Raw genomic sequence first — 25,398 nt, 5'->3', positions numbered from 1 at the left:
GTTAGTATTGATTAGAGATTAGTTAGTATTGATTAGAGATTAGTTAGTAGTCATTTTTCGACTGCCTGTTCCCTATTTCATGTTCCCTATTTCTTATTCCCTATTTCCTGTTCCCTTTCCACATTTAGTCAACAGTCAACCTTCAACCTTCAACCTTCAACCTTCAACCTTCAACCTTCAACCTTCAACCTTATTCAACCTTCAACCTTCAACCTTCAACCTTCAACCTTATTCAACCTTCAACCTTATTCAACCTTCAACAGTCTCTTTTGCTAGCCTAAGCACTTTTTCCAGCTCAACCAACCCTGCCAACGTCCACGCAAAGAAGCAAGCCACTTTTGTCCTGCTAAAAGTCCTTCCTTGGGGAAAGACCGCAAACATTGCAGGAAACCGGGTTTAATTTGCGTTCCCACCAATGTTGACCAAACTATAAATATAATCCGTTGTAGAACAGGGAAGTAATCTAACAAAACTATAGTTTCATTATGTGCCGCATTAATTAGGGCAGTATCGCTAAAAACTATGCCTCGCTGATCCTCATCAAAACGCTGTGCTGGATAGTGGTCTACTGCTACCCCTGGGTCATAAATCAGCTTCCAACCGGCTTTTCTTAGGGCTAGACTAAACCCCAGATCATTATGGACTTGAGCTCCCGTCCCTCGCAGACGCTGATCAAAGCGCAAGCCCGATATAGCAGTTCGTCGATAGCTCATGTTAGCGCCCTTAAGGACATCCACCTCCCGAGGTAAACCTACCCCCAGGTGATGATTACCAATCACCCGTCCATACCATTGCACTCGACCCACTCGTTCTCTAGCACCATTTTCCAGGTAGTTACCCAGATGTACCCAATCCCGTCCACCGACACCCCCGATCCGGTGATCGGACAGGAAGTGAGTTTCAATATAAGCTAACCAATTGCCACGGGGAGCAGCATCATCATCGGTAATGGCAATAATATCTCCCTGTGCTGCATCAAGACCTGCGTTGAGAGCGGCCACTTGCCCGGGAATACTTAATTTCACAGGACGCATGGGTAAAACCTCAGGGTTGAATGCTTCAAGAAACCCCCAAGTTTCAGGATCAGTATCCCGTACAATCACCAAGACCTCATCCACTGGTCGAGTTTGCTTCTCCAGGGCCTCTAAACACCGTTCTAGGTCTTTTGGACGGCGATAGGTGGGGACTATAACAGTTATTCTCATTTCTTCTACGGTTGAGTTAGGTTGAAGGTTGGAGGTTGAAGGTTGTTTGTCAGAATGCAGAATGTAGAATGCAGAATGTAGAATGCAGAATGCAGAATGCAGAATGTAGAATTCGGGCATTCTAAATTCTAAATTCTACATTCTAAATTCTAAACAGATTACTATCCTGCTGTTTGAGACCGTAAATAACTCTGTAGAGTACTTAACCAACCTTTCACCATACCTTTCAACCGTAATTCCATAGAAATTGTCCATTCAAAGACAGGACGAAAGCCCCATCTCGATAAGAACATGCGAAATCGCAAAGCTGGTGAATCTCCTAACTCTTTCAATAGAGCAATCAGCTCCGTGCGTTCTACCTCATTGAACAGTGGACGATAACAGTATGCTGTGTGTCTTAAGGCCAGTTTACGACGCTGCTCCTCAATCACCTTTGTATCCCAACCCCGTCGCTTAAAACCAGGCAAGATACTGTCTTCAAAAACCCGAATACATCCTTGTAATTCAATATTTTTACGCTTAGGACGTAGATTTTTAGCATCAGTCCAAACGCGATAACGCGCTAATATCTCATTGGCATAAACGTTGCCATAACCCGCATCTGCCATTCTGACCCACATGTTATAGTCCTGTACAAAATCGGGACTATCTTCATAAAACCTAACTGCTGGCAACGCTTCAGCCCGAAACATAGCGATATTTGCAGCTACTTTTACGCCAAAAACTGCGGCTCGTAGTGAGTCGTCTGCGCTCTGAAACTCGTGCTGTCTTGCAATACGTCGCACATCTCGATTGTTACTGCGTTCATCAATTTCCTGCACAGCACTATGGGCATAACCCGCCTCTGGATGCTTCTCTAGCAGGGGTAGTAACGTTTCTACATAGTTGGGTAACAGGGCATCATCTGAATCCAAACGAACAATAAATTCAGTGTTTGGCTGTTTCAAAACCCAATTGTTGTTAGCGGCCATACCTAGGTTTTTAGGGTGCCGATAGTACCGTACTTGAGGAAACTGCTGGCATAGTTGTGCCATAACCTCAGGGGTTTCATCAGTGCTAGCGTCGTCTGACACCCAAACTTCCACATTGGGATAGGTTTGACGGCAGGCGCTGCCCACTGACTCCCATAAGTACTGGGATTGATTATAGGTAGGAAGGCAAATAGCAACTGGTTTCATATCCTGCATCAGGAGTAGTTCCTTTATACGAAAGTTATGTTAAAATCAAATAACCGTAAGAACTGTTGAATTTTCCTTCGTCAAGAGTGCTATTTTTTGATTCAACAGCAACAAATAGCGATCCGGTTAGTTTCGCAAAAATGCTCTATAGGGTTATTTTTTGACCAAAAAATTCTTAACAAATTGTTTCAATAGTCCTGATTTACCAGACAAATACTCTACTATCACCTTTTTATCTTGCCAGAGAATAAAATAATCCCTTAAAGACCACTTATCGACCTTGGTAAATTCCATAGGCTTAAAGACTGAACTATACCAAGTAAGCACCATGCCCTTTTTCAAAAACATGAAGGGACTTTGACCTTTAAATTTTCGATTTGACTCTAAATGAGTTGGGTGTCTACCGGTCACATCACCATAAGCATCGGTGATCAGTGCAATGCCTTCTGTTTTTAACATGGAGCGTATATTAGCAATGGCGATCCATGGCTCAGTAAGGTGTTCGAGAACATCGAAAGAAATTACAACATCGTACTGATTATCCAAACAGGCTTGATAGGTGGGAATCAGGTTGATGCCATTGTCTAACAAGCCATAATGTTTAAATCGCTTGGTGACAAAATCATAGATTTTACTGCCTGGAAAATCGCAGTAATCAACTTGACAACCATTCATCCCTAAGTACAGAGAGTCATTGCCTGTACCATCACCCAGTAACAAAATTTTTAAATCACCAGTTGTCTTCCCTTTCTGTGAGGCATACTTCTGAATCCTTTCTAGGGTTATTTCTATCAATTGCTTTCGTCCAGGTCTAGCCCAAAAAACCATTGTTTCAAATATGAAGCCATACCCATTTTTATAAAGAGCCTCCATATTGGCATCATACTGGTGAGGGGTAACTCCAAAGTTTTGGGCATCTTGACAAACATTCCAGCCTAGTTGCAGCGCTTCCTGCCAGACTCGATGGTTTACCTCGTCTCTGGGCAGTTCGGTAAAGTTACTAATTTCATCAACAATAGGTTCGAGCTCAGTGGGAAGTTTAATTAGTAGGTTAGACATAACTATTGAGAATTGAGAATTGAGAATTGAGAATTGAGAATTGAGAATTGAGAATTTTCTACCTTAAAAATCCTCGGGAGTATCGTTATCTGTTGACCTGCAACCTGCAACCTGCAACCTTCAACCTGCAACCTGCAACCTTCAACCTTCAACCTGCAACCTGCAACCTGCAACCTTCAACCTGCAACCTGCAACCTGCAACCTTCAACCTGCAACCTGCAACCTGCAACATTAAATTTAGACTACCTGATCAGTTCTTCAAATAAATCCACATAGCTTTGTGCCATCTTTTCCCAACTGTATTGGGCGGCTATCATTGGTGCAGCTTGGCTCATCTGTTTCCTTTTTTCAGGATTACTAACCAAAAAGCTTAACTCCTTTGCCAAAGCCTGGGTATCGTTGGGGTCAGACAAGACGACTCCGCAGGCTGGGGTAACCAATTCAGCCCCCCCGGCTGTGCTTGCGGTAATCACTGGCAAGCCGGAAGCCATTGCTTCTAGGAGCACTAGTGTGCAGGCTTCATAGCGGGATGGAAAGACAAATAAATCTACGGCTCGCATGATCTGTGGGAGGTCACGTCGGTACCCCAGAAAATGTACCCGTTCGCTGACATTTAGGGTTGCGGCTAGCTGAGGATAGGGACTACCTTCTGTGATGCCAGCAACAGCCAGGTGTAATTCAGGCACTTGGACTAAGGCGTGCAGAATTGTATCCAAGTTCTTCCGAGGTGTTCGGATGTCTCCAGCAAAAAATGCTAAAGGCACTCCCTCAGGAAGACCCAATTGTTTGCGGTCAGCCACACCGGGATAAAATTCCTGTAAGTCAACACCATTGACAATTACCCGAATGGATTCAGGGGGTACACCAATGTCTACTAATTCTTTCTTGACCTTTCCGGAAACTGCGACTACTACTTTTGCCTGACGGAAGGATTTTTTTTCCCAATGGGCATTCAAGGTTGTAACTAGCCGCTGGTAAAGACCATACAAATCCCGACGTAGCCGAGAAGTATGGGCAGGCGATCGCAACCAAGAACTGTGGACAAAATGTACGGCATTCACATCTGATCCAGCTCTGGTAATGGACCCGTTAACCTTTACTAAGTCCAGCTCACTACGGTGTTGATTTAACCAATTGCCACTCCGCCAGGAAAAGACCAGATGACGAATTAGTGCTGTTGGCCACCTTTTAACTGGAATGAAAATCCAGTTTACCTGATTGCTCTGCTGGAGTTCTGGGGCGACATTACTGGCTAATAAAGTGACGTGATGACCGCGACGAATGGCTTCTTTGGCGACTTCATAGTTGACTCGACCTTGGCCATCATTTTTCATGACTTTGTGGGTAACGATACAGAGTTTCATGAGTAGCTATCCTGTTAAAATTATCGAAAACTCTGACTAGTGCATCCTTCGCAGAAGTCTTTAACTACCTGATCTAGCAATCCTAATTTAAACCTTAAAGACATCAGAAGGACTATAGGTAGATTATTCCCTATTATCCCCATCTTACCCAAGATGTTTGTCCAGCATATCGATAACTTTGGCATCTACTTTATCATCGAATTTGCGGGCAAAGTGCTTACCAGAAGTAATCATTGACTCAAAATCTTGGACACCCATGATAGCTGGATAGGGAGGAGTCCAAGAGATATAACGTTTGTTATCATTGAATAGTTTTAGCATCGACTGGTTGAGCAGGATGCTCTGGATGAAAGACTCATCTGGTACGAGTGTGTTTCGATAGTGTTCTACAAATGCTGGGTTACGCTGAACAAATTGATGGATATATTGAATACAGCGGTAGGAAAGTGTGTGCCACTGAGAACCCGCGTAGCACTGAAACTCTGGGGTGAAAGGTGTTGAAACGCAACGGATTGCTATTCTGGCACCAAACTTACCAGCCCTGATCCGGACTAGGGGCTGCCAATTGACAACACGATATAGTTTATACACTATAGCCTTTAGACTAGCTGGCAGCTTATAGTAGCGAAAAAAATAGCGCTCTATGCCCAAATCTTTGCCCCACTGCCAAGCTGTTTCTGGTGGTTCTTGTACCGGAAAATATTCCATAAATCCGTCATATTCGGTGTTCTGCAAGAACTGCTCGATTTGGCTGATTGGCTGAATGGGATAGTCTTGACCAGAGAGGAAGATCAACCAGTCAAATGTCACAGAATTATCTATTAACCAGTTGATGCAGCGAAGTTCCATTTCCACCATAGAAAAATCTGCCCACTCAACTGGAACATAGTCTTCCAGGATGTGAACATTGTGGATATGCTTAAAAGACGTTGGGCTAAGGCTCGACTTAGATTGATCATGGTGAATTAAGACCTGGGACTCAGGGTTACCAGTCTTAATTTTATTGACTAGTCTGACAACTTGGTCTGGATTGCTATGAGAAGCAATTAGGTAAAGGATTTTAGTCATGATTGACTCTTAGGTTTAAACATTAGCGCATTCTATTCCCGTTTTCTCTATCAGGACTTACGCAGTAACTCTACCTGTGGGGTGTGTTATTGTAAGCATTCAGCCGCCAGCGGTCAGCCGTCAGCTTTCCATAACTCAGATTAAACGAATGCTTACTTGTTTTATTCTAAAGCTGTTCGGTGTAGCTTCCTAATAGCCCATAAGCAGATCAAGTAGCGTGCGCCTAGCGCATTAGCTGATAGCTGATAGCTGATAGCTGATAGCTTAATGCTTACGTGTTATTAACGCCCCCTACTACTTAAGTCCTATCTATTACTGCAGTCCTATTGATAAAGGATAGGACTCTAACATTTCTTCTACAGCAAATTCAAGTTCTGAGGGGTCTTTTATAAACCGGCAGAATGGAATTTGTGACGTCCATGCTTCGTAAAATGCTTCATTCTTGTAATAAGAGTTAGGAAGAAAGATATGAGGAATTTCTAAAAGAGTACTAAGGATATGACCATGCAAACGATTAGTTATAATTAAACGATGCCTTTTGAATTGATAGATGCCGCTGTGCATCAGGCCCCAAGATGCTAGATTAATTTGGGAGTTATGGGTTGTTTTAAATTTCGCAGTATTAGTATGAAAATACTTCCAGTTTTGTCGGGATAACCATTCTTTAGGAGTTGCTAATCCTCGCTCATAAACTTCCCGAATTATTCTGACCAATCCTGGAATACGCCAATACCAACCTTTAGAGAGTTGCTTAGTAGTTCTTAGGGTCCATCTATCTGAAACCCAGTCTTCTAAGACGAGATTTTTTATCTGAGAAGAAAGAATCAGGTTACTAGTAGTCTTAAGTTCTTGATCCTTTCGGCAAAGATAAAGACTAGAATCCTCTTGAGCAGGCTGGATGGAGTCAGTAGATAGACCAGCCATTTGAAATGCCATATCAGGGGCTTTAATCACCCGACAATTCCAGAAATTTTGAAGAGCAATTTCATAGCTGACTTGATCTCGGGTAAATAGGGTTAGGTTAGGATGGGAGTTGAAAACTTTTGCCGCTTTTTTGAGGTTTTCGGGATTCCTAAAATAAATAGTCTGAGGAAAAATAATAATTGGTCTATCTCGATAGTTTTCTATAATCGATTCTCTAAAATTTTGAAAACCTTCATATAGATCACCTAATGCGCCTCCTCCATTAAAGATTATGGGGCATTTATCCATTTTTTTTAGGCTGGCATGAGAGAAACCGTTAATACCAGTGGCATACTTGATTTTCGTTTTTAAGGTATCTGTCAAAAATAGTACAGAGCCTAACCAAATCAGGTGGTCACCAATATTGTAATGATCAGGATTGTCTAGCAGTATACATTCTTCAAATTTGTCTAACTGTCCTAGGGAGTTATGAAGAACTTCTTTTACGTTTTTTGGTGTTGAAATATTCATCGTAATTACTGAAATTATTAATGTAATTTTGAATGTACTTTTGTCTGTTGGATAATTTCCCGTCTGGGAGATATCTCGAAAGGATTTGCTAATTGTTGAGGTATAACGGTGAGCATGAGAGCTGCTACAGTTCGCAGACTGAAATTTTGACTCAAGGCACGAAAAAGATAGGGGCGTGCTTCTGCTACTCGTCCATCCCGTATCAGCCCAATACCCAGAGTTGTGTTCGCTTGTGCTAATTTCTGGGTAAAATAACTCCGATGCTTTTGTAATTGAGGATCTGCTAAAAAGTGTTCGTAGCAAAAAATACCGGATTTGCCTTTGCGGATCTGAGCCTTGGCGTTTCCACTCCCACTAATATGGGTTTCAGATAACTCATGGACGCGGTATCGAGTCAGTCTTTCTGGATAGTAGTACGCGCCATCACCACTGCGGCAAGCTAGATAGGTTAAGTAGTAATCCCAATAGACCCCCACTGACAATAGTTCATCCCAATTAACCTTGTCCCTACGAATCACAGCAGAGGATGCAGGAGACACTGCTTGGTCTACTAGTCCGATAGTACAGAAAGGCTGGTATACCTCTGCTTTAAGTTGGTCACGCTTCCAAAGCCGGGTATGTTCTTCAGTAGTTGCATAATTAATTACACCATCTGCGTCTATAATATAGTGGTCACAAAAAGCCACAACTACATCTGGATTCGCTTCTAGGGGAGGAACTAGCTTTTCTAAAAAGTCTGGATTCCACAGGTCATCATCATTTAGACTCGCTACATATTTTCCCTGAGCTTGTTTAAATGCGCCAGCAACATTGGGACCATTTCCTAGATTCTTTGAGTTCCGACGGAATCTGATCCGAGCATCTTGAAAGGACTCAATCATAGCTTGCGGATTCTCAGGGCTACAATCGTCAGAAACAATAATTTCAAGATTTTTGTAGGTCTGCTGGAGTACGCTTTCAACTGCTTGCTTGAGGTATATCAAGCGGTTATAGGTTGGGATGATAACACTGACTAGCGGCTCTTGCGCTTCTTGATGGTTTGACATATCCTTGTTATCTTGCCTCTGGTTGTAATAAGGAATTAATTACTGTGCAAATGAAACTGGAGGAGCGACATCTAGTGGCACATCATAAATTTGAAAACTGTCTAAGGATATGTCAGCATTGGGATCTTCAATCCAGTACAAAGGTACCCGTCCATAAAAACCAGCCCACATGTTATAGGTACTTGGGGGACCTATGATATAGTCACACTGAGCAAGTGAGTACATATCTTCTACAATGTGGTTGTTGGCAAAAGCGAAATCTAATTTTGAGAATTTATCTCTGTCCTGGGGCACATTTGAACATAGTAAAAATTTGACTTTTTTTCCATTAAAAAGACGTTCTGTTTTTTTCATTAAGTTCACATAATCATCAGTGCTGTAGAGATATTTTGCTCCTAGCAATTTTTTATAATCTCCCTGCCTAATGTGAACCCCAACCAGAATATCACAGGTTTTTTTTAGGTTAGTTACGAGTTTATTGATACTTTCATTGTGTTGCTTTATTGGCGTAAAAAACTTCCTTATTGTTTCTGCATACTTCAAAAATAAAACAGGATTTCTAAACCAAAAACCATGAATAAATGCCAATTCATTTTTCTTGAAAAACTTAGCAAAGTTGTCATCAAAAATAATTCCCCTGTGTACTCCAGTATCTCTTAAGATATTGATATTGGATAACTTAAAATCTGTATAATCTTTAACCAATAATCGGGTTGAATGGTAAACAACTCTATGAAAATTTCTTTTCAGTTTAAGACTATTGCCTTTAAGAACTGATTGTTGGGCAGGGTATCGACAAAAAAAATCGTTATGGGTTCCCTCAAAAAAAACTGCATATTCATCAAAGGCAGGATTTATGACTTTGAGGTTGTATTCCATTGCAAAAGCCATAAAGTTGGCAAATAGCATCATTCTATTGCCTAATTGACCTGTTTTTCTAACAATTATGAACATGTTAATCCTCCGAGAATATTGACAAGCAATCAACTATAGTATTTTGATTTGAGATGTAAACCTATGATTGATAGAAAAAGGGAACAGGGAACAGGGAACAGGGAACAGTAGGAAAGAACGATGCAGCGCGGTCTTGGTGGTCTCGTCCATGAGGGACTGCATCAAGAGGATGCGAATATTTTTTGGTGTTATAATAAATCAACATTTGGTTTCATGATCTATTTGGAAATGCTATAGTCTTAATTTGTTTGACCAACTTCATGCTGCATCTTGTGATATTTCCAAAGTTTACCGCGCTTTTCGAGTAACTCTTGATACTTTCCTTGCTCCACAATTCGCCCCTGTTCAAGTACGACTACCTTATCAGCTTTGGAAATGGTCGATAAGCGATGGGCAATGGTAATTACTGTCCGTCCTACAGCAAGTTTTTCTAAGGATTCTTGAATCAGGCGCTCAGACACAGAATCTAAGGCACTAGTTGCCTCATCTAAGATCAGAATCTCTGGTGCTCGCAGTAAAGCACGAGCAATTGCCAGCCGTTGACGTTGACCTCCAGATAATCGAACTCCGCGATCACCCAGTTGCGTGTCAAAACCGTCAGGCAAATCTAGGATGAAGTCTAATGCATTGGCAAGTTTTGCAGCTTCTCGAATTGCCAGCTCATCTGCCTGTTCTGAACCATAAGCAATGTTATTGCGAACAGAGGTGTTGAAAATAAATGTATCCTGACTAACAATAGCTAGTTTACGACGCACAGAGTTGATTTCAAACTCTTGTATGTCAATGCCATCAATGATAATTTTACCTGCGGTTGGGTCATAAAATCGGGGAATTAAGTCAGCAAGGGTTGTTTTACCTGAACCAGAAGCACCGACCAGGGCTGTTGTTTCTCCCTTGTTGATAGTTAAGGTAATATCGTGCAGCACTAGGTTAGAGGGATCGTAACCAAAATCCACCGAAGCAAACTCAATGGCTCGCTGCAATCCTGAAAATTGCACGTTACCATTCTGCAAGTATGGTTTGTTGTCCGTTCTCAGCAGCTCTTTAATGTTATTCATTGGTCCGGTGAATTCCCCAAGACGCCCTCTGGCATTATTAATCAGACGTATAATCGGGATCAGACGAAACAAAACAAACAAGAAGGTCAGTAATGAAGCTGCCTGCATCTGTCCATTAGGAACGAAGATGGTAAATGCTACAATAATCATGCCGATCAGAATTGTGGTGGCTACGCTTTCCCCAATCGGTTCTATGGCATACCCAAATGAAGCAGATTTGATAGTGATGTTTGCAACGTTTTCGCTAGCGTTATAGAATCGTCTACGCTCAAATTCTTGACTTGCAAATGCCTTAACTGTGCGAATGCCATTGATAAACTCTACAGCAACTGAGGTAAAGTTACTGCCTGCCTTTGAAACATCAAAACTTGTCTCTCGCACCCTTTTAACCAAGTTAGAAAGACCAACACTCATCAGGCTAAATAGCATTAATGAGGCAATGGAAAGTTGCCAAGAAAGCAAGAACATTGATGTGACATAGACAACTAGAAGAGAAACTCGAGTCAACATAAAAGCTGTCACATCAAAAGCTTGATTAATTTTTTCTAGTTCGGTAGTTAGACTGTAAACTAGCGCTCCAGAACGGCTATGAGAAAAGTAACCCAAATTCAGCCGTTGAAGTTGCTCAAATAGCTTCTTGCGCAGCCTATCTAACAAATTCATCTGAGTTATCATGCTGTACCTGCGTCCACCAAACATAAAGGCAGAACGCAACCAGGTTGTGATCAGAATTAGAGCAGATATCCGGTAAATTCTCTCATTGAACGGTCTATTTACTCCAAGTACCGATATATCGAACCAGTTAATACCTGTCTGAATTGGGGTAGCATTAGGGTCGGTTAGATTTTGTAAAAAGTTTAGGATAAACCCTAATCCAAAACCTTCAAATAGTGATGCTAGTATCGTTAAAGCAATAGCAATAAAAGCCGCTTCTTTGAGGTATTTAAACTCTCTTATTATGAAGTGTTTGTCTTGCCACAATTTCGTGGATTTAGTAAACCTAATAACAGAATCAATAAGCTTGAATTCAGCAATCTTATATAGAATACTCACTGGCTTTATTTAGACCTATTATGATTGTTATTTAATGCTGATTTTAAACAATATTTAGCTAAAAAAACTAAGATCACTCTCCACCATTTCCGCGACAATATCAGGAAATTTTTTTTTACTCTTCCAATTCAGCTCCCATCCGAATTTTCCAGCTATCCCCACAAAGGGGCACTGCTTCTGTCGGACGATAAAACCTCTGATCAACTTCCACAAAATCTTGATAATCAAGACCGACGTGACTAAACGCACAATCTACTAATTCACGAACGGAGTGATTCACTCCGGAAGCAATCACATAATTCTCTGGAGCTTTGATTTATAGCGAGAAACCAGGTTTTAAGGGTCTTGGTGCGTAAGTCCTGGTTCTAAGACAGTGCGTTCGCGTAGCGTATCCGTAGGATAATCGCTTATTTTATTCAACGCTAATCCATCAACAACGTCTTATACGAGTCTGTGTAAGCATTCAGCGGTCAGCGGTCAGTGGTCAGTTTATTTTATTCAAAAGAACCGATTGCGCTACTTGAGGTGCTGCGCGAACAGTAGGCTGGCCACAGGCCCAAAGCTAATAGCTGATAGCTGATAGCTGATAGCTGATAGCTGATAGCTGATAGCTGATAGCTGATAGCTGATAGCTAAATGCTTATGAGTCTGTTAATAGGTAATAGATAATGGGTAATTGCGCTCTCCTCGTGGTGTTTCACAGCAGCAATAGTCTTTTCCTCAATTCCCAATTCCCAATTACCCGTTACCCATTACCCATTACCCAAAGCGCGACTATCTATCTCTCTCATCCATTACTAAAAACGGGATTAGAGCATATCATTACTAGGGATTACCAGCGGTAACAACCTGACGAATAAAGGCAGTATCAGCGGATTGACTACAAGAGGTTACAGGCATCATACCTAGTGCCTGAAGGTCAGCATTAACCATGATTTCAACCAGTTGTTTAAAGCTCACTGAAGGTTGCCAACCTAGTATGGTATTAGCCTTGGTCCCATCACCCAACAACAGGTCTACTTCAGCAGGTCGAAAGTAGCGTGGATCGATTTCAACGTACTGCTCCCAATCCAAATTCACTAAGCCAAAGGCAATATCGAGAAACTCCCGAATTGAGTGAGTTTGACCGGTAGCAACAACATAGTCATCGGGCTCGTCTTGTTGTAGCATTAGCCACATAGCGCGGACATAATCTTTGGCATAACCCCAGTCCCGTCTGGCATCGAGATTGCCCAGGTAAAGCTTATTTTGCTTACCAGCTACAATGCGCGCCAAAGCACGGGTAATTTTGCGAGTGACAAAGGTTTCGCCGCGCCGGGGACTTTCGTGGTTAAACAAAATACCATTACAGGCGAATAGCCCATAGGATTCGCGATAGTTGATAGTTTGCCAGTGGGCGTAGACTTTTGCACAGGCATAAGGACTACGGGGATAAAACGGTGTAGTTTCAGACTGAGGAACAGCCTGCACTAGCCCAAACATTTCAGAAGAGCCAGCCTGGTAAAAGCGTACCTCAGAGCCAATCCGCTGTTGATAGTGCCGTACCGCTTCCAACAAACGTAAGGTTCCTATACCTGTGGCATCGACGGTGTATTCTGGTGAATCAAAGCTGACCCGCACATGGGACTGAGCTCCGAGGTTGTACACCTCTATCGGCTGTACGTCTTCTAGAATGCGTTGTAGTGTCAAGCCATCAGTCAGGTCTCCGTAATGGAGAAATAACCGTGTCTGTGGATTGTGGGGGTCTTGGTAGATGTGGTCGATGCGATCTGTGTTGAAGGTAGACGTGCGTCGGATAATGCCATGGACTTCGTACCCTTTTTCCAGCAGCAGTTCTGCTAGATAAGACCCATCTTGACCGGTGATGCCAGTGATTAATGCTCGTTTAATGTCTGTCACAATTCCTCACGACTCTGATTAGAGTAATTAGTTTGCTAATGTACGGGATGAAGGCAAAGGCAAATCAAAATTGAAAATTGAAAATTGCAATTAATAACTTCAGAAGTTAGGAAGTTATTAACTTTACCAAAGGGAGTAGGGAGTAGGGAGTAGGGAGTAGGGAGTAGGGAGTAGGGAGTAGGGAATATGGCATCAAAAATTCTCACAATTCCTACAGGGATTGCTATTACAGCACTGGAGTACTTTGAGAACCGAACACATGCGATCGCATATCTTCCTGGTGAAGCTTGATCATTCCTGGCAACAACCTCAGCTGTCGCCGCTCCTCCTGGGTCATCCGAATCACCTCATCCAGTTTCCAAGGACGTGGTCCGACTAAACTCATCTCACCCCTTAGTACATTCACTAACTGCGGTAGTCCATCCAGACAATATTGACGCAGCCACTTTCCAAAATGTGTCATCTTAGACGTGACTTGGCCTTTGTGTATAGCTTCAGTGCGAAATTTAATCACTTGGAACAACTTACCCCTTTCTCCAGCCCGCAATTGCCGAGAAAAGACTGGTCCTGGTGAAACAATCGCTATCAGCAACATCAATCCCAGGAGCACTGGACTCAGAATCAGTAGCAATAGAGCAGCTAAACTCGAATCCATCACCCGCCTCAGTCGAGATCGGAATAGTTTTTCCCTACTAGACAATTCTGAGTTGAACGGTACTCTTAGAACAGCTTTCTTCTTCGCTTGCTCACAGGCATTGGTCCAAACTCTTAACCCTGTTTCACCCACATTGGGGTCGATACAAACCAGCCCTACCGACGAGCGTTGCAAGCAATTACTTAACCAAGACTGACTTTGCAACGGAGGTAGATAATGCTGTTCATTTTTTTGGAGAGGGAGTACCCACAACTGTTTCTGTCGCCACTTGAGCTTGCAGGGAGGCAAAGAACTAACTGCTGACTCTGCCTCATCATCGATATCTAGGATTGAGATTTTGGAGGTTGTTAGTATGATTCTGGAAGTCGTCATAAATAGTTACTCCATTTCACGAAAATCAAAACTTAAACTTTAGATCCTGTCAGGTTTAATACGTATCATTCTCAGGTTTTCGTTAATTGAAACTTTAAACGTAAGCGATCAGCTATCAGCTATTAGCTATCAGTTTATGCGCTACAGATGGTGCTATAAGCGTGTCGCGTATCAGCTAATGCGCTACAGATGGTGCTACTTGAGGTGCTTTTGAATCAAACAGGTAAGCATTGGAATAATGCTGAGTTACGTCAGCTGTTCGCGTAGCGTGAGCTTTTAGCTCACGGCTGACGGCTGACGGCTGACGGCTGACGGCTGATGGCTGAATGCTTACTTAACAATTAACAAGTTTCAATTTTCAATTAACAAAAAAATCAACGAGACTTGACATGATTGCTGAACTGACGCTCTAGTTGTGGAGACTCTTGAAGATCAGATACAGGCTGCTGTGGTTCAATAGCAGCATGGTTGTTTCGCGAACCATAGTAAGCGTAGTTCTGATTAGAACTCTTCACCCCGTTAGCAATGATTCCCATCAGGTTTAAATTCCTGAGTATAGCAGTAGCCTGGCTGAGTTGAGATTGAGTAACTCGCTCTAGGCGTCCCACCATCACCACACCTTGGCACAAAGATGCTGCTTGGAGTGCATCCACCATACCTAACACTGGGGGAGTATCCAGCAACACCAGATCATAGGTCTGCTGAAACTCTGCCATTAAGTTCTTCATCCGTTTAGAACCCAGCAGCTTAACTGGGTCAATTGGGGTTGGTCCAGCAGTCAAAACATCAATGGTTGACCCCAAAGGTGAGATACTAACTGGGCTGGGTGTAGCAGTATCATCTTCCAATAAAGTAGAAAGTCCTTCCTGATGGGAGAGGCCAAGTTGTTGGTGCAACCTCGGACGGCGCATATCTACATCAATTAGCAGTACTCGTCGATGTAAACGAGCAGCACTCAAGGCTAAACCCAACGCCAGAGTTGACTTCCCCTCACCAGACAGCGCTGACGTAACCATCAGGGATTTCAGCTCAGAACCAGAATTGAGCAACTGGATATTCACATAAATCATGTCCAGTGCTTCCTGAAATGGTCGCCATCCCAACAGTTCCATCATCGGAAGTGTTCTCTCGGACTGGCTCAAACCTAGATTCAGAACAGGTTTACTGATTTTACCTTCCGGCAACTGTGGAATCATACCTAGCAAGGGTAGAGCCACTTGATTTTTCAAATCATCAGAGGTATGAATTCCATCATCCATGGCTTCCCGCACAAAGGCAGCCACACCACCGAGAAATAACCCAACCACTGCACCCAATAATAGGTCTTGGGTCATATTAGGACCGGTCTTCGAGCCCGGTAAAGGTGCTTCTACAACTTGCCAGTTAAATCCCCCCCGAGCCAATTCGATGCTTAACTCCTGCCGTGCTTGTAGTAGCTGCTGCAGAGTATTTTGTTGAATTGCTACTTGGGGTTGTAGACGATTGTACTGAGCAATCAGGGCTGGGAATTCCCTGAGTTGGATACGGATTTCCTGCTCTGTTTTGGCCAGGGCTTGATCACGAGTCTGTAGACTGACTAGATTAATTTGCGAGGTGATTAGTTCGTTGACCAGATTGAGATCCACACCACCGAGCTGTCCTTCTGTCAGGAGGTTATTGCCAGTGGTAACCAGTTTAGTCGGAACTTGCCCTAAAACCCGTCTAGTCTCTTCCTGCAAGAGCGCAAACACACTCTGACGCTGTTCAATTAATTTTTGAATTCTAGGATGAGCTTCAGTATAAATCCGACTTTGCTCCACCAAAGCCAGTTCTATTCTTTGGATTTCATTGAGCAAATTTTGATAGCGCCCAGATTGACTCAAGCGGGACGAGGTCAAGGCATTTTGCGGTGAACGAGCCAGTTTTTGCTGAACAGCCTGGTAGCGAGTTTGAGTTTCCATGTACTGAGCGCGGATGGCTCGGCGCTCCTGTTCAATCCCATTCAGAGTTTGACTGACAGCTAGAGCTTGTTGTGAGGGATCAATCAGGTTTTTGCTCTTGCGAAACTGCTCTAGCCGTTGCTCAGCTTGCTCAAGATTATTACGAGCTGTTGGCAACTGCTGATTGATAAAAGCAAGACCTTTATTCAACCGCATTTCCTGCTGCTCTAGGTTGTAATCTTGATAAACCTTTTGAATAGCTTGCAGTACTTTTTGAGTTTTAATCCGGTCATTGCTGGTGTAGACCGCTTGAAATACCTTAGTTTCGGTTTTACCCTGCAGTACTTGAGCTAATCTTAAGGAGCCTCTAATATCACCGACTGTGATATCTGGGTAGTCATCACGAAGCAAATCCACTGCTCGTTGAATCAATTCAGAACTACGCATCAGCTGTAACTGAGTAGCATAGTCGATATCAACAGTGGACTCAGTAAACTGACTCTCTATTCCTCGTGTTTTATCTATATAATTAGGCTCCACCAACAGCTGTAGAGAGCTGATATAATTCGGCTCTTTCTTGAGAGTGATATAGAAGGCAATCGGCAAGCTTGTCAACAGTACACTTATAATCCACAAGCGTCTGCGCCACAAAACTGCCAACAGTTGGCCATACCCTGCATCTGTTTCACCTGCTGCGTTTAAATCAAGTTCCTTCATGGGATTTTAGATTAATGATTGACAAGTTTGGATTGGATTTTAAATTGACATCAATTCCAGTGAATCAAGTCTAAAATATTCCCGGGATGATTAGTAATTGGTTTAGATAAAATCCGGTTAATCACTTTGTTCATATTCGATAGGATTTTTGATTTTTTTTGGAAAGTTAATTTTAAATTAACCATTAACCATTGAAAATTTGCCCTTGAAATATGTTCAATCTCTGGTAAGCAAAATTATCATGGATACCTGCAACAAATTTTACCTACCTTTTGGGAATAGGTAATTAGGAATTGGAGTCTGATTACCCATTACCCATTACCCATTACCAATGAACCGACAATCATAGGTTGCATCCCTTTTAGAGAAAGGGTATAAGAAGAAGTAGTCAACCGGACCTGATATTATCTATTACCCATCACCAGTCACCCGAGCAGGACTATATTGATTAGTCCACCAGATTGGATCTGATGATTTTGGAGTATAGACCCGTATAAATCCCAAGAAATCAACGAAAAAATCCAAAATCCAAAATCTAAAATCTAAAATCAGCCCAGCCACTATCCTGTCACCTAGCTAAAGTGGGAACCTTGGTTGAATGGCGTAACGAATGGCTGAAATTAACAGGCTGTCCCCTGACCGTTTTCTCAATAATTTGCCCAACTGTATTAAAGAAAACGTCTTCAGTGAAATGACTCAGGGCATGGTCTCGGATTTTGGCATAATTCCAGGGAATTTCCCTAGCCTCAAGTAGTGCAGCTTGGAGTGCTTCCGGTGTTTGCCGTTTAAAAAACACCCCTGTCGTCCCTGGTATCTGAGTATCCAAAACACCACCTGCACCGTAGGCAATTACTGGAGTCCCACTGGCGTTGGCTTCGATTGGCACTAAACCGTAATCTTCTAAAGCCGCCACGATCACCCCACGAGCTTTTGCCATCAAATGACAACGCTGTTTATCGCTGACGTATCCCAAGAATCGAATATTGTCCAAAGCTTTAGATTCTAGACGCTCTCGCTCTGGACCATCACCAGATATTAATAAGGGCCAGCCTAGCCAATTAAACGCCTCGATAATCAGATCGATACGCTTGTAACCCAGTAAACGAGATGATACTAGGTAAAAGTCTTCCTTTTGGTCGGAAAACACAAATTTATGGCTATTAATTGGATAGTTGACCGTCATGGCTGGCTTACCATAGATATTCTGGATACGCCGAGCGACAGTGGTCGAGTTAGCAATGTAAATGTCCGGCTCCTGGGCATAGTCCAGGTCTACTTTTCTGATCAACTGGAAGACTTTATCAATGACAGGAGAAAACGCTCTATATTCTCCATACTCCTTGAGGTAAGTTTGCGTATCCCACAAAAAACGGGTGACATTGTGGCAAAAGCAAACATGCTTGGCTCCTAATTTTTTCTTGACCGCCTTTGCGAAGCTTGAACAACTACTGATAATCAAATCGTAATTTTCTAAATCCAAGGCTCGAAAAGCTGGATAGTAAAACGGAGCCAAGAGTCTGAAGTATTTCGTTGACCCTGGAATGTTCTGAAGTCCGGTGGTATGCACTAGGCGCTCACCTAGGTCAATGGTGTTCTGGGAATCATACAAGGATGTGAACACATCAGCACTAGGGAAGCGCTTACAAAGCAGTTCAAATACCCGTTCTGCTCCACCTTTTTGCGTTAGATAATCATGAACTAGGGCAACTTTCATGCTTGTTTATTGGAAAACCTATTCCTAGAGAATACTCTAATCTATTTACCATTAGATTTAATTTGTATCCGGAATTTTGCCGAGATAGTTTTGAGCCTAAACGGCTCCATTATTTTTCGACAACAAGATAAAAATTGTTTTTATAATGAGCTTAAGGTCATACATTAAGCTCCAGTTTCGTTGGTAGCGTAAATCCAGTTTAATTATATCTGCAAAATCCCGAACTTGCGATCGCCCATGCACCTGCCACTCTCCAGTCATTCCCGGTTTAACATTCAACCGTTGCCACTCTGGAACCTCATAGATTTCCACTTCCTTAGGTACCGGTGGTCTAGTACCTACCAAACTCATTTCACCTTTAATGACATTCCAGAACTGAGGTAGTTCATCCAAACTAGTTTTCCGCAAAAACCGACCGACCCTGGTGATTCTAGGGTCATTTTCGTTTTTGAATATCTTGCCATCCTTAGCTTGATTTTGAACGCTATCTTTCTGGGTTTCCGCATCAGTATACATTGAGCGGAATTTCCAGATCCGAAATTCCTTACCCATCCAACCACAGCGAATTTGACTAAACAAGATGGGGCCAGGACTGTCGAGTTTAATCGCGATCGCAATGGGAATAAATAATATGGCCGTAATTCCTAAACCTACTATTCCCCCCACTATGTCTAAGCATCGCTTAGCCCAAGAGCGTGTAGATGGGTGAGTTGTTGGTAACTGAGCCTTTGACCAATTGACAGCTATTGTTGTCAGGTTATATGAAGCGTCTAGAATTAATTTTTTGTCTAGCCCAGTCATGACTAAGACAGCCATAACTGGAGAAGTTATACCCCTTAGTATTAGTGATCCCCCGTTTTCCTGAGTGATTTTGTGATTCCTTACTAAGGCACCAATGCCGCTACTATCGATAAACTCTGTCTGACTTAAGTCTGCAATAATCAGCTTAGGACAATAAGGTTTTTGGAGAAGCTGATCACAAGTTTCTTTAAATTCTATTGCTTCGAGTCTGCTCAAGCGGATCGGTAACTGCACTACAGCAGCTTCATTTATGAAGCCTGCCTGGCCAGAAGTCTTTAACGTTGACTGCATCATGATGAAATATAAATTATAATGTCGATTAAATCGTGACTTTTTAGAGAGTAGATTTAAACTATGTAGGAATTGTGTAGAAAGTTTAGCAATCCTATTAACACCCTAGGTTTTAACCGTACATATACCTACGGCTCCTCCGCCCTTGATTCAGGCAATGGTAGAATTTATATTACTCTTTCAATTTCGGGTTGAGGGTTAGAGCAAGGTTAATGGTTAATGGTTAATGGTTTTAATTATTGATACCTAATGCCTTTTGTTACCTTACCTAGTAGGGAAAATCCTAGTTTACCTCTCACTTATTTTTCGACTGATTAATAGGTATAATTCATCGGGTAAATTAACCGGTGGTAAAAATAAAAAATGGATACAAATTCCCCATTTTTTATTTTCTATCGTTACCATATAAGTAAGCATTTAGCATTACTCATTTGTCAGCAGTGACGTTGGTCAATAAGTGTTCTGTATAATCCCGGATGAATGACTAATATAACTTTCATGAGTTTTTCATAAAATCCTGACAGAGCTAAAAATTTTTGATGAATTTTTCTTAAAGACGCTAAATATACCTGAGGTCAATTGCCACTTCCGTCTTGAGACTGATGACTTGGATGGTGGCAGCGAGGATCACTCAGTCTAATGGCCTAAGGCTAAAGCTTTCGGCTACACCAACCAAGTCCATCTAGGTGGACTTGGTTGGTGTAGCGCTATAGTTTTTTATGACTTACCCAGGGACTATACCTGTAAGGTCTCCCTCCGGATCCTACTAAGCTGTCACACATTGAAATTGTATTGAAATTGTGAAGAGGCGCGCTTTGGGGAGATGGGGATATCGGCAGATGGGGAGCTCACAAGGGTAGGTTTTTGACATCATGGTCAAACGGGGAGTGTGGGAATTGTCGGGCGGGGGTGCGGAAGATGTCACTCACCATTGAGGTAAGGACGTTCCCATTCAATTCCTAACTGAGAAAATTGTTGGCGGATAGCGTTGAGGCGCTCCTCTGGAGTGTTATTACCGTTTTGCCAAGCCTGCATTAAACCATTGGCTACAATTTGGCAGCGGTTCATGCCAAAACTTTCTTGAGAGGTAAATTTTTGGGTTGGTTCTTCGGCAAAACTCAGTCCCGGTGCCAAAAACTTGGTGAATAAAGGTACTTCTGGGCGAAAATGGCAGCGGTTTGCTAGATATATGGTTTGCATCACCCCAAAGACAACTTCAGAATCACAGCGCTCAAAGTAGAGTACTCCGCAGTCATGGCGTTTGTATTCCGATGGATTGTATAGAACTTTAAATGTGAAAGGAATTGCTGCTGCATTCAAATATTTTGTCATGCTATCCATGACAGCCAGGGCTCCATCTGGTGTCAGATTAAAATAGATTCGCGCTGTTTTAGAATCGATATCACCATTGCCCTGTCGCTCTTGACCAACATTACCCACTGCTACATAAAAGCCGTTTTGCATCAAATTCTTGGGCATCCGGATGGCAACGATGCTACCGATGGTAGCAGATTTTTCCTCACGTTTGAGATGAATCTCCCGTTCAATATGCATAGTCAAACTCCCTTTGGTGACGGCTATTGAACCATCGGTTTCTTCTGAGATTACCTGCCAATTGGGATCAAAGTAGCCTGTGCCTTGATTGTTGGCGTGGAGTCGTTGGTAAAAATCTAGGTCTATTCCCAGCAGGGTATTGTTCTCTAAGTTTTGATGGGGTGCTATATCCGCGCGACTTGTGTTGAGTGCCAGGGGAGTGCGCAGATAGCCATTGTAATAAATGCCGTAGAGGAAATTTCTCAGCAGTAGGCTGAGATACTTATGCTGTATGTCTTGAGGAAGTTGCTGAAAGCGGGCTACTGTTTCATCAGGTATGGTGAAGGGTTGATAGTTGGGATGGTTGATACAAAAATTGGACTGGATTTCAATGTTGTTAACAATATCTTCCAGAGCTGCTTGCTGTTGATTGGGAAAAGGGTTGTCAAATAGCATCGTAATTTAAAGTAAAATTAGATGAGGTCTATATAGCGGTTTTCAATTGACAATTCACAGGTATCCTCAAAACCCTTTTCTAGGGGATTACCGGATTTGATATCAGTTCTGATTCTGAGATCCCAAAAACTGTTGGCACAGATTGTTTTGGTCGGCAGAGTAGAGTTTTGGCAACCTGGAGCATACAGATTCCAGTATTATCAAAGGATTTCTGATAGTAAATCATTGCCTGAATTTGGTGAATCAGTGCCAAACCGGTAAACTGAACTACTCGTTTAAGCCAGTTGGGACGAGCTGACTCAATCCCGGTAAAAGCGGTAAGATAGGCTTGGGTTAGAGCAGCGATGGAGGGTTGAAGCACTTGTAAAGGAGTCACTGCTAGACGCAAGGATTCTTCTAATTTAATCGTGGGGTCTACCACTAAGCTACTTAACCAGATACCCAGGTAGCTGGCGATTATGGTTCCAAGGTCAAAGGCTGGATCTCCCCAGGCACAACGTTCCCAATCAATCAGTCGCACCATGCTCTGATCGGGTGGTGAAGATGTTGAGAATTGCTCCCACTCTCTATGAACCAAAATGTTGTTCAATTTTAAGTCATTGTGGGTTAGGCAACTCGGATGCCAGTCAGTTTCCAAATCTGCGATCGCATTTCCCAGACTGGGGTAACGTTGATAGAGAACAAAGAACTTTAAGGCATTGTTAGGGATTGAGCCAAACATCTCTGGGCTAAGCCGTCCGATTCCTTTAGCTGGATTGCCAAACCGATAGGGAGATTTCCCCTGTGGTACCTGGTCTAGAAAATTCCGACATTCTGGTTGATTGAAGGTAACACGATGGAGGTTGGCTAAAACTGTTCCGATATCAGTTGCGATCGCTTCAGGGAAAATTTGGTTTTGATAGTAGAAACTAAACAGGTCGAGATAGTTATTTAGATAGTTGTAGACCAGGATGCAATGATCGGGATCAAAATGAAGGATCTGGGAAACTGATGAAGCTAGACAGTCCTGGTCTGGCAACTGCTGCAGCCAGCGATGAAATTGCCACTCATTGAAAAATTCATGATTTATAATACCGTCATGATGGGGTCTTTCCTGCTTAACCAGTAGCTGACGATGATCTGAAAAGCTCACCAGTAAATTGAAATTCTTAGCAGGGGGAGCCGATTCTACCTGGATAGATTCTAGGTCTGACGGGGTACACAGTCCTATATCCAATAGATATGAGGAAATCGTTTCAGATGATAGTGGTTCCAAAATATCAGTAGATGATCAGTAGATGCACAACTTAAAGAGAAAATGTTTGTTGTTTACCCTTGAGCAGTTAACCGATAGTAGGGGAAAGTCTTGTGCCTAACCGTACAACAATCAACACTCAACAGTGAACAATCAATAATGAGACTGTTATAGTTTCAGGAGTTATGTAAGCATTCAGCAGTCAGCACTCAGCGGTCAGCTTATTTTATTCAAAAGCACCGATTAGTAGCGTGGCACAGGCTTCGATGCTGGCACTTTCCCCATAAACACCTCAATTAGTGTGGGCAAACGCGCATTAGCTGATAGCACCTCAAGTAGCACCATCTGTAGCGCATTAGCTGATAGCTGAATGCTTACGGAGTTATCCCATTTCTCTTTATCTATTGATCTATTGATACTCTAGTTTTCCACTAAAAACTCGCCAAAATGGCGAGACGAAACTGAGATTTTTCTCTAAAACAGAATTGGTAGACTTACAGAAATCTTGAAGAAAGTCATCTGTCACACTCCTATGGAGGAAAACTAATAATGGAAATTTCTGAGTTACCCATCGGTTTTGAGTTGTTATCCGATGAGGAAACCTTTCTCAATGATCTAGATCAGCAAGATACTATGGTTCATGGTGGATGTGGTCCGACTCCCCAAACACCATTCATTCTGTGTCCAGCACCTACGGCAGTTCCCATGCCTGAACACCCAGAACCTTTTCCCAAATGTCCACGCCCAATACCCCAACCAACACCTCCTGTTTTTGAACATCCACGGCCCAGACCTCCTTTTCCTAAACCCGGGCCCAGACATTTTCCTAGAACAGGACCGATAATGACTCCACCAATACGAATGGAACATTAGATTGAGGGCATTAGCCCCTCGCTCTAAGTGTAGGGGCTGATGGTAATGATTAAGCTAAAACGCATTTTCAATGTGTTTTAAGAAGGCAAAAGGCAATAGGCAATAGGCAATAGGCAATAGGCAAAAGGTAAAAGGCAATAGGCAATAGGCAATAGGCAATAGGCAATAGGCAAAAGGTAAAAGGCAAAAGGTAAAAGGCAAGAGGCAAGAGGCAAGAGGCAAGAGGCAATAGGCAAGAGGCAATAGGCAAGAGGCAATAGGCAATAGGCAATAGGCAATAGGCAATAGGCAATAGGCAATAGGCAAGAGGCAAGAGGCAATAGGCAATAGGCAAAACACAAAAGGATGCTGGAATCTATATTTTTTAGGTTATTTCACTAATATACAGTTTACATGCACAACATCTTACTAGTTTCTTTGGATAAAAATTAGGAATATATATAATTTATTGTTGAATATTTATCATATAAACGATTATTTTTAGCAAGGTTATAGATATAGGAATTATAACTATTTTGTGAACTATAACGCGGGCATTATGGTCCCACAAGGATGAAAGTTATTTCCATTGTCTTGATGCAATAGCGAGTGGGGGAAACCCCCAAGACCGCGCTGCATCGCTACCAAACATCCCGATATACTTTTTTGCCTATTGCCTGTTGCCTATTGCCTATTGCCTGTTGCCTGTTGCCTATTGCCTGTTGCCTATTGCCTCTTGCCTCTTGCCTTTCCCAAGCGCGACTATGTTCACAACTCAAATAACAATGCTATAGCTACCTGACATTTTGTGTCACAATTGCATCTGATCTAGTAAACATAGTAATGGCAGCTGCTATGAGCGAAACCATCTTTAGCAAGATTATCCGCCGAGAAATCCCAGCGGATATTGTTTATGAAGACGATTTAGCCCTTGCTTTCAAGGATATTAACCCTCAGGCACCAGTTCATATTCTGGTAATTCCCAAGAAGCCCATTCCTCAACTGGCAGCAGCTGAGTCGGAAGATCAAGCCCTGATGGGACACCTGCTGTTAACTGCTAAGCAAGTTGCTGACCAAGTCGGTTTGACCAATGGCTATCGACTGGTGATTAATAATGGTGCTGATGGTGGTCAAACGGTTGATCACCTTCATTTGCACATCTTGGGTCAACGCCAAATGAAGTGGCCTCCTGGTTGAGGTTTTTTAAGTGCTAAGTGTTGAGTGCTGAGTCGTAAGTAGCTTTCTAAGTTACGACTTAGGGAAAGAACCAGTTTCAGGCTCTATATCTCAGGCTCTATATATAGAGGCGTTCCATGGAACGCCTTTACTTTTATTTTTATGCGTACGCTATTTTGGTTTACCTATTTTTGTTTTATTATCACATTAAGCTTTATTTGTCAATACTTAACTAATATAACTTTTACTTATTTACATTATTTAATAACCTGAGGGGAAATTACTCTCAAAACCCTTTACAAAACTTTAGATATTGCTTAATATAAATACATGAAGGCACAAACAAGCCGGACGAACCTC

24 protein-coding genes are annotated in these 25,398 nt (G+C 42.4%); 3 read left to right on the top strand and 21 right to left on the bottom strand.

The genetic code is table 11. The features are described from left to right. Positions 1-272: 272 nt before the first annotated feature. The 3 genes from F6K63_RS27260 to F6K63_RS27250 form a co-directional block, all read right to left on the bottom strand. The gene (locus F6K63_RS27260; protein ID WP_044492556.1) at positions 273-1,205 is read right to left on the bottom strand and encodes a glycosyltransferase family 2 protein; all 933 of its coding nucleotides are present in this window, start codon (positions 1,203-1,205) and stop codon (positions 273-275) included. Positions 1,206-1,366: 161 nt separating this feature from the next. Further along, entirely contained in the window at positions 1,367-2,392 is a 1,026-nt protein-coding gene (locus tag F6K63_RS27255) for a glycosyltransferase family 2 protein (protein WP_287313603.1), read from the bottom strand. A gap of 144 nt (positions 2,393-2,536) precedes the next feature. Continuing rightward, entirely contained in the window at positions 2,537-3,442 is a 906-nt protein-coding gene (locus F6K63_RS27250; RefSeq protein WP_287252351.1) for a class I SAM-dependent methyltransferase, read from the bottom strand. A 47-nt stretch (positions 3,443-3,489) separates the two neighbouring features. On the opposite strand from F6K63_RS27250, the gene F6K63_RS27245 reads away from it, so the two are divergent. Next, complete coding sequence (locus tag F6K63_RS27245) at positions 3,490-3,708, top strand: hypothetical protein (RefSeq protein ID WP_008181813.1); 219 nt, start codon at positions 3,490-3,492, stop codon at positions 3,706-3,708. Here F6K63_RS27245 and F6K63_RS27240 read toward each other — a convergent pair. The 16 genes from F6K63_RS27240 to F6K63_RS27165 all read right to left on the bottom strand — a co-directional run bounded on the left by F6K63_RS27240 (position 3,685) and on the right by F6K63_RS27165 (position 22,908). Next, complete coding sequence (locus F6K63_RS27240; RefSeq protein ID WP_287252353.1) at positions 3,685-4,806, bottom strand: glycosyltransferase family 4 protein; 1,122 nt, start codon at positions 4,804-4,806, stop codon at positions 3,685-3,687. The two genes, F6K63_RS27245 and F6K63_RS27240, sit on opposite strands and share 24 nt — an antisense overlap. 144 nt (positions 4,807-4,950) lie before the next feature. Further along, the gene (locus tag F6K63_RS27235) at positions 4,951-5,874 is read right to left on the bottom strand and encodes a beta-1,6-N-acetylglucosaminyltransferase (protein WP_287313601.1); all 924 of its coding nucleotides are present in this window, start codon (positions 5,872-5,874) and stop codon (positions 4,951-4,953) included. 312 nt (positions 5,875-6,186) lie between these two features. Continuing rightward, a complete protein-coding gene (locus F6K63_RS27230) occupies positions 6,187-7,308 on the bottom strand; it encodes a polysaccharide pyruvyl transferase family protein (protein WP_008181820.1) in 1,122 nt (373 codons plus the stop codon). Positions 7,309-7,325: 17 nt separating this feature from the next. Then, a complete protein-coding gene (locus F6K63_RS27225; RefSeq protein WP_008181822.1) occupies positions 7,326-8,354 on the bottom strand; it encodes a glycosyltransferase family 2 protein in 1,029 nt (342 codons plus the stop codon). 39 nt (positions 8,355-8,393) lie between these two features. After that, positions 8,394-9,308, bottom strand: a complete 915-nt coding sequence (locus F6K63_RS27220; RefSeq protein WP_287313599.1) for an alpha-1,2-fucosyltransferase — start codon at positions 9,306-9,308, stop codon at positions 8,394-8,396. A 61-nt stretch (positions 9,309-9,369) separates the two neighbouring features. Continuing rightward, the gene (locus tag F6K63_RS27215) at positions 9,370-9,513 is read right to left on the bottom strand and encodes a hypothetical protein (RefSeq protein ID WP_287313597.1); all 144 of its coding nucleotides are present in this window, start codon (positions 9,511-9,513) and stop codon (positions 9,370-9,372) included. Positions 9,514-9,547: 34 nt separating this feature from the next. Next, on the bottom strand, positions 9,548-11,419 hold the full coding sequence (gene hepA, locus F6K63_RS27210; RefSeq protein WP_287313595.1) for a heterocyst formation ABC transporter subunit HepA: 1,872 nt from the start codon (positions 11,417-11,419) through the stop codon (positions 9,548-9,550). Between the two features lie 115 nt (positions 11,420-11,534). After that, positions 11,535-11,714 carry a Rossmann-fold NAD(P)-binding domain-containing protein gene (locus F6K63_RS27205; protein WP_071986841.1) on the bottom strand — a complete coding sequence of 60 codons (180 nt, stop codon included), beginning with the start codon at positions 11,712-11,714 and terminating at the stop codon, positions 11,535-11,537. Positions 11,715-12,244: 530 nt separating this feature from the next. Then, positions 12,245-13,318, bottom strand: coding sequence for a GDP-mannose 4,6-dehydratase (gene gmd / locus F6K63_RS27200; RefSeq protein WP_287313593.1), 1,074 nt, complete (start codon positions 13,316-13,318; stop codon positions 12,245-12,247). 35 nt (positions 13,319-13,353) lie between these two features. After that, entirely contained in the window at positions 13,354-13,524 is a 171-nt protein-coding gene (locus F6K63_RS27195) for a hypothetical protein (protein WP_154659730.1), read from the bottom strand. 20 nt (positions 13,525-13,544) lie between these two features. Then, positions 13,545-14,345, bottom strand: a complete 801-nt coding sequence (gene hepC / locus F6K63_RS27190; protein WP_008181834.1) for a heterocyst development glycosyltransferase HepC — start codon at positions 14,343-14,345, stop codon at positions 13,545-13,547. Between the two features lie 374 nt (positions 14,346-14,719). Continuing rightward, the gene (locus F6K63_RS27185) at positions 14,720-16,981 is read right to left on the bottom strand and encodes a GumC family protein (RefSeq protein ID WP_008181835.1); all 2,262 of its coding nucleotides are present in this window, start codon (positions 16,979-16,981) and stop codon (positions 14,720-14,722) included. 568 nt (positions 16,982-17,549) lie between these two features. Next, entirely contained in the window at positions 17,550-18,695 is a 1,146-nt protein-coding gene (locus tag F6K63_RS27180) for a glycosyltransferase (RefSeq protein WP_287250874.1), read from the bottom strand. Positions 18,696-18,791: 96 nt separating this feature from the next. Further along, on the bottom strand, positions 18,792-19,790 hold the full coding sequence (locus F6K63_RS27175; RefSeq protein WP_044492547.1) for a sugar transferase: 999 nt from the start codon (positions 19,788-19,790) through the stop codon (positions 18,792-18,794). 918 nt (positions 19,791-20,708) lie between these two features. Further along, positions 20,709-21,776: a T3SS effector HopA1 family protein gene (locus F6K63_RS27170; protein WP_008181843.1), complete on the bottom strand. Its 1,068-nt coding sequence runs from the start codon at positions 21,774-21,776 to the stop codon at positions 20,709-20,711. A 79-nt stretch (positions 21,777-21,855) separates the two neighbouring features. Beyond that, on the bottom strand, positions 21,856-22,908 hold the full coding sequence (locus tag F6K63_RS27165) for a phosphotransferase family protein (RefSeq protein ID WP_229419063.1): 1,053 nt from the start codon (positions 22,906-22,908) through the stop codon (positions 21,856-21,858). A gap of 651 nt (positions 22,909-23,559) precedes the next feature. Here F6K63_RS27165 and F6K63_RS27160 point away from each other — a divergent pair. Then, the gene (locus F6K63_RS27160; RefSeq protein ID WP_008181846.1) at positions 23,560-23,883 is read left to right on the top strand and encodes a hypothetical protein; all 324 of its coding nucleotides are present in this window, start codon (positions 23,560-23,562) and stop codon (positions 23,881-23,883) included. Positions 23,884-23,937: 54 nt separating this feature from the next. Here F6K63_RS27160 and F6K63_RS27155 read toward each other — a convergent pair whose 3' ends face one another. After that, on the bottom strand, positions 23,938-24,210 hold the full coding sequence (locus F6K63_RS27155; protein ID WP_154659731.1) for a hypothetical protein: 273 nt from the start codon (positions 24,208-24,210) through the stop codon (positions 23,938-23,940). A 293-nt stretch (positions 24,211-24,503) separates the two neighbouring features. Continuing rightward, positions 24,504-24,641, bottom strand: a complete 138-nt coding sequence (locus tag F6K63_RS27150; RefSeq protein ID WP_154659732.1) for a hypothetical protein — start codon at positions 24,639-24,641, stop codon at positions 24,504-24,506. A 64-nt stretch (positions 24,642-24,705) separates the two neighbouring features. Between F6K63_RS27150 and F6K63_RS27145 the strand changes: the two genes are divergently transcribed. Continuing rightward, positions 24,706-25,059: a histidine triad nucleotide-binding protein gene (locus F6K63_RS27145; RefSeq protein ID WP_008181848.1), complete on the top strand. Its 354-nt coding sequence runs from the start codon at positions 24,706-24,708 to the stop codon at positions 25,057-25,059. Positions 25,060-25,398: the final 339 nt, after the last annotated feature.

Source organism: Moorena sp. SIO1G6, assembly GCF_010672795.1.
GTDB lineage: Bacteria > Cyanobacteriota > Cyanobacteriia > Cyanobacteriales > Coleofasciculaceae > Moorena > Moorena producens.
This window is presented reverse-complemented; position numbering and strand designations above follow the sequence as displayed.

What these genes read in the sequence shown, in the direction of transcription:
- F6K63_RS27225 (WP_008181822.1), bottom strand. Translation starts at nt 8,354, where the DNA reads ATGTCAAACCATCAAGAAGCGCAAGAGCCGCTAGTCAGTGTTATCATC.
- F6K63_RS27235 (WP_287313601.1), bottom strand. Translation starts at nt 5,874, where the DNA reads ATGACTAAAATCCTTTACCTAATTGCTTCTCATAGCAATCCAGACCAA.
- F6K63_RS27145 (WP_008181848.1), top strand. Translation starts at nt 24,706, where the DNA reads ATGGCAGCTGCTATGAGCGAAACCATCTTTAGCAAGATTATCCGCCGA.
- F6K63_RS27255 (WP_287313603.1), bottom strand. Translation starts at nt 2,392, where the DNA reads ATGCAGGATATGAAACCAGTTGCTATTTGCCTTCCTACCTATAATCAA.
- F6K63_RS27185 (WP_008181835.1), bottom strand. Translation starts at nt 16,981, where the DNA reads ATGAAGGAACTTGATTTAAACGCAGCAGGTGAAACAGATGCAGGGTAT.
- F6K63_RS27250 (WP_287252351.1), bottom strand. Translation starts at nt 3,442, where the DNA reads ATGTCTAACCTACTAATTAAACTTCCCACTGAGCTCGAACCTATTGTT.
- F6K63_RS27215 (WP_287313597.1), bottom strand. Translation starts at nt 9,513, where the DNA reads ATGTTGATTTATTATAACACCAAAAAATATTCGCATCCTCTTGATGCA.
- hepC (WP_008181834.1), bottom strand. Translation starts at nt 14,345, where the DNA reads ATGACGACTTCCAGAATCATACTAACAACCTCCAAAATCTCAATCCTA.
- F6K63_RS27180 (WP_287250874.1), bottom strand. Translation starts at nt 18,695, where the DNA reads ATGAAAGTTGCCCTAGTTCATGATTATCTAACGCAAAAAGGTGGAGCA.
- F6K63_RS27230 (WP_008181820.1), bottom strand. Translation starts at nt 7,308, where the DNA reads ATGAATATTTCAACACCAAAAAACGTAAAAGAAGTTCTTCATAACTCC.
- F6K63_RS27220 (WP_287313599.1), bottom strand. Translation starts at nt 9,308, where the DNA reads ATGTTCATAATTGTTAGAAAAACAGGTCAATTAGGCAATAGAATGATG.
- F6K63_RS27240 (WP_287252353.1), bottom strand. Translation starts at nt 4,806, where the DNA reads ATGAAACTCTGTATCGTTACCCACAAAGTCATGAAAAATGATGGCCAA.
- F6K63_RS27260 (WP_044492556.1), bottom strand. Translation starts at nt 1,205, where the DNA reads ATGAGAATAACTGTTATAGTCCCCACCTATCGCCGTCCAAAAGACCTA.
- F6K63_RS27160 (WP_008181846.1), top strand. Translation starts at nt 23,560, where the DNA reads ATGGAAATTTCTGAGTTACCCATCGGTTTTGAGTTGTTATCCGATGAG.
- F6K63_RS27170 (WP_008181843.1), bottom strand. Translation starts at nt 21,776, where the DNA reads ATGCTATTTGACAACCCTTTTCCCAATCAACAGCAAGCAGCTCTGGAA.
- F6K63_RS27175 (WP_044492547.1), bottom strand. Translation starts at nt 19,790, where the DNA reads ATGATGCAGTCAACGTTAAAGACTTCTGGCCAGGCAGGCTTCATAAAT.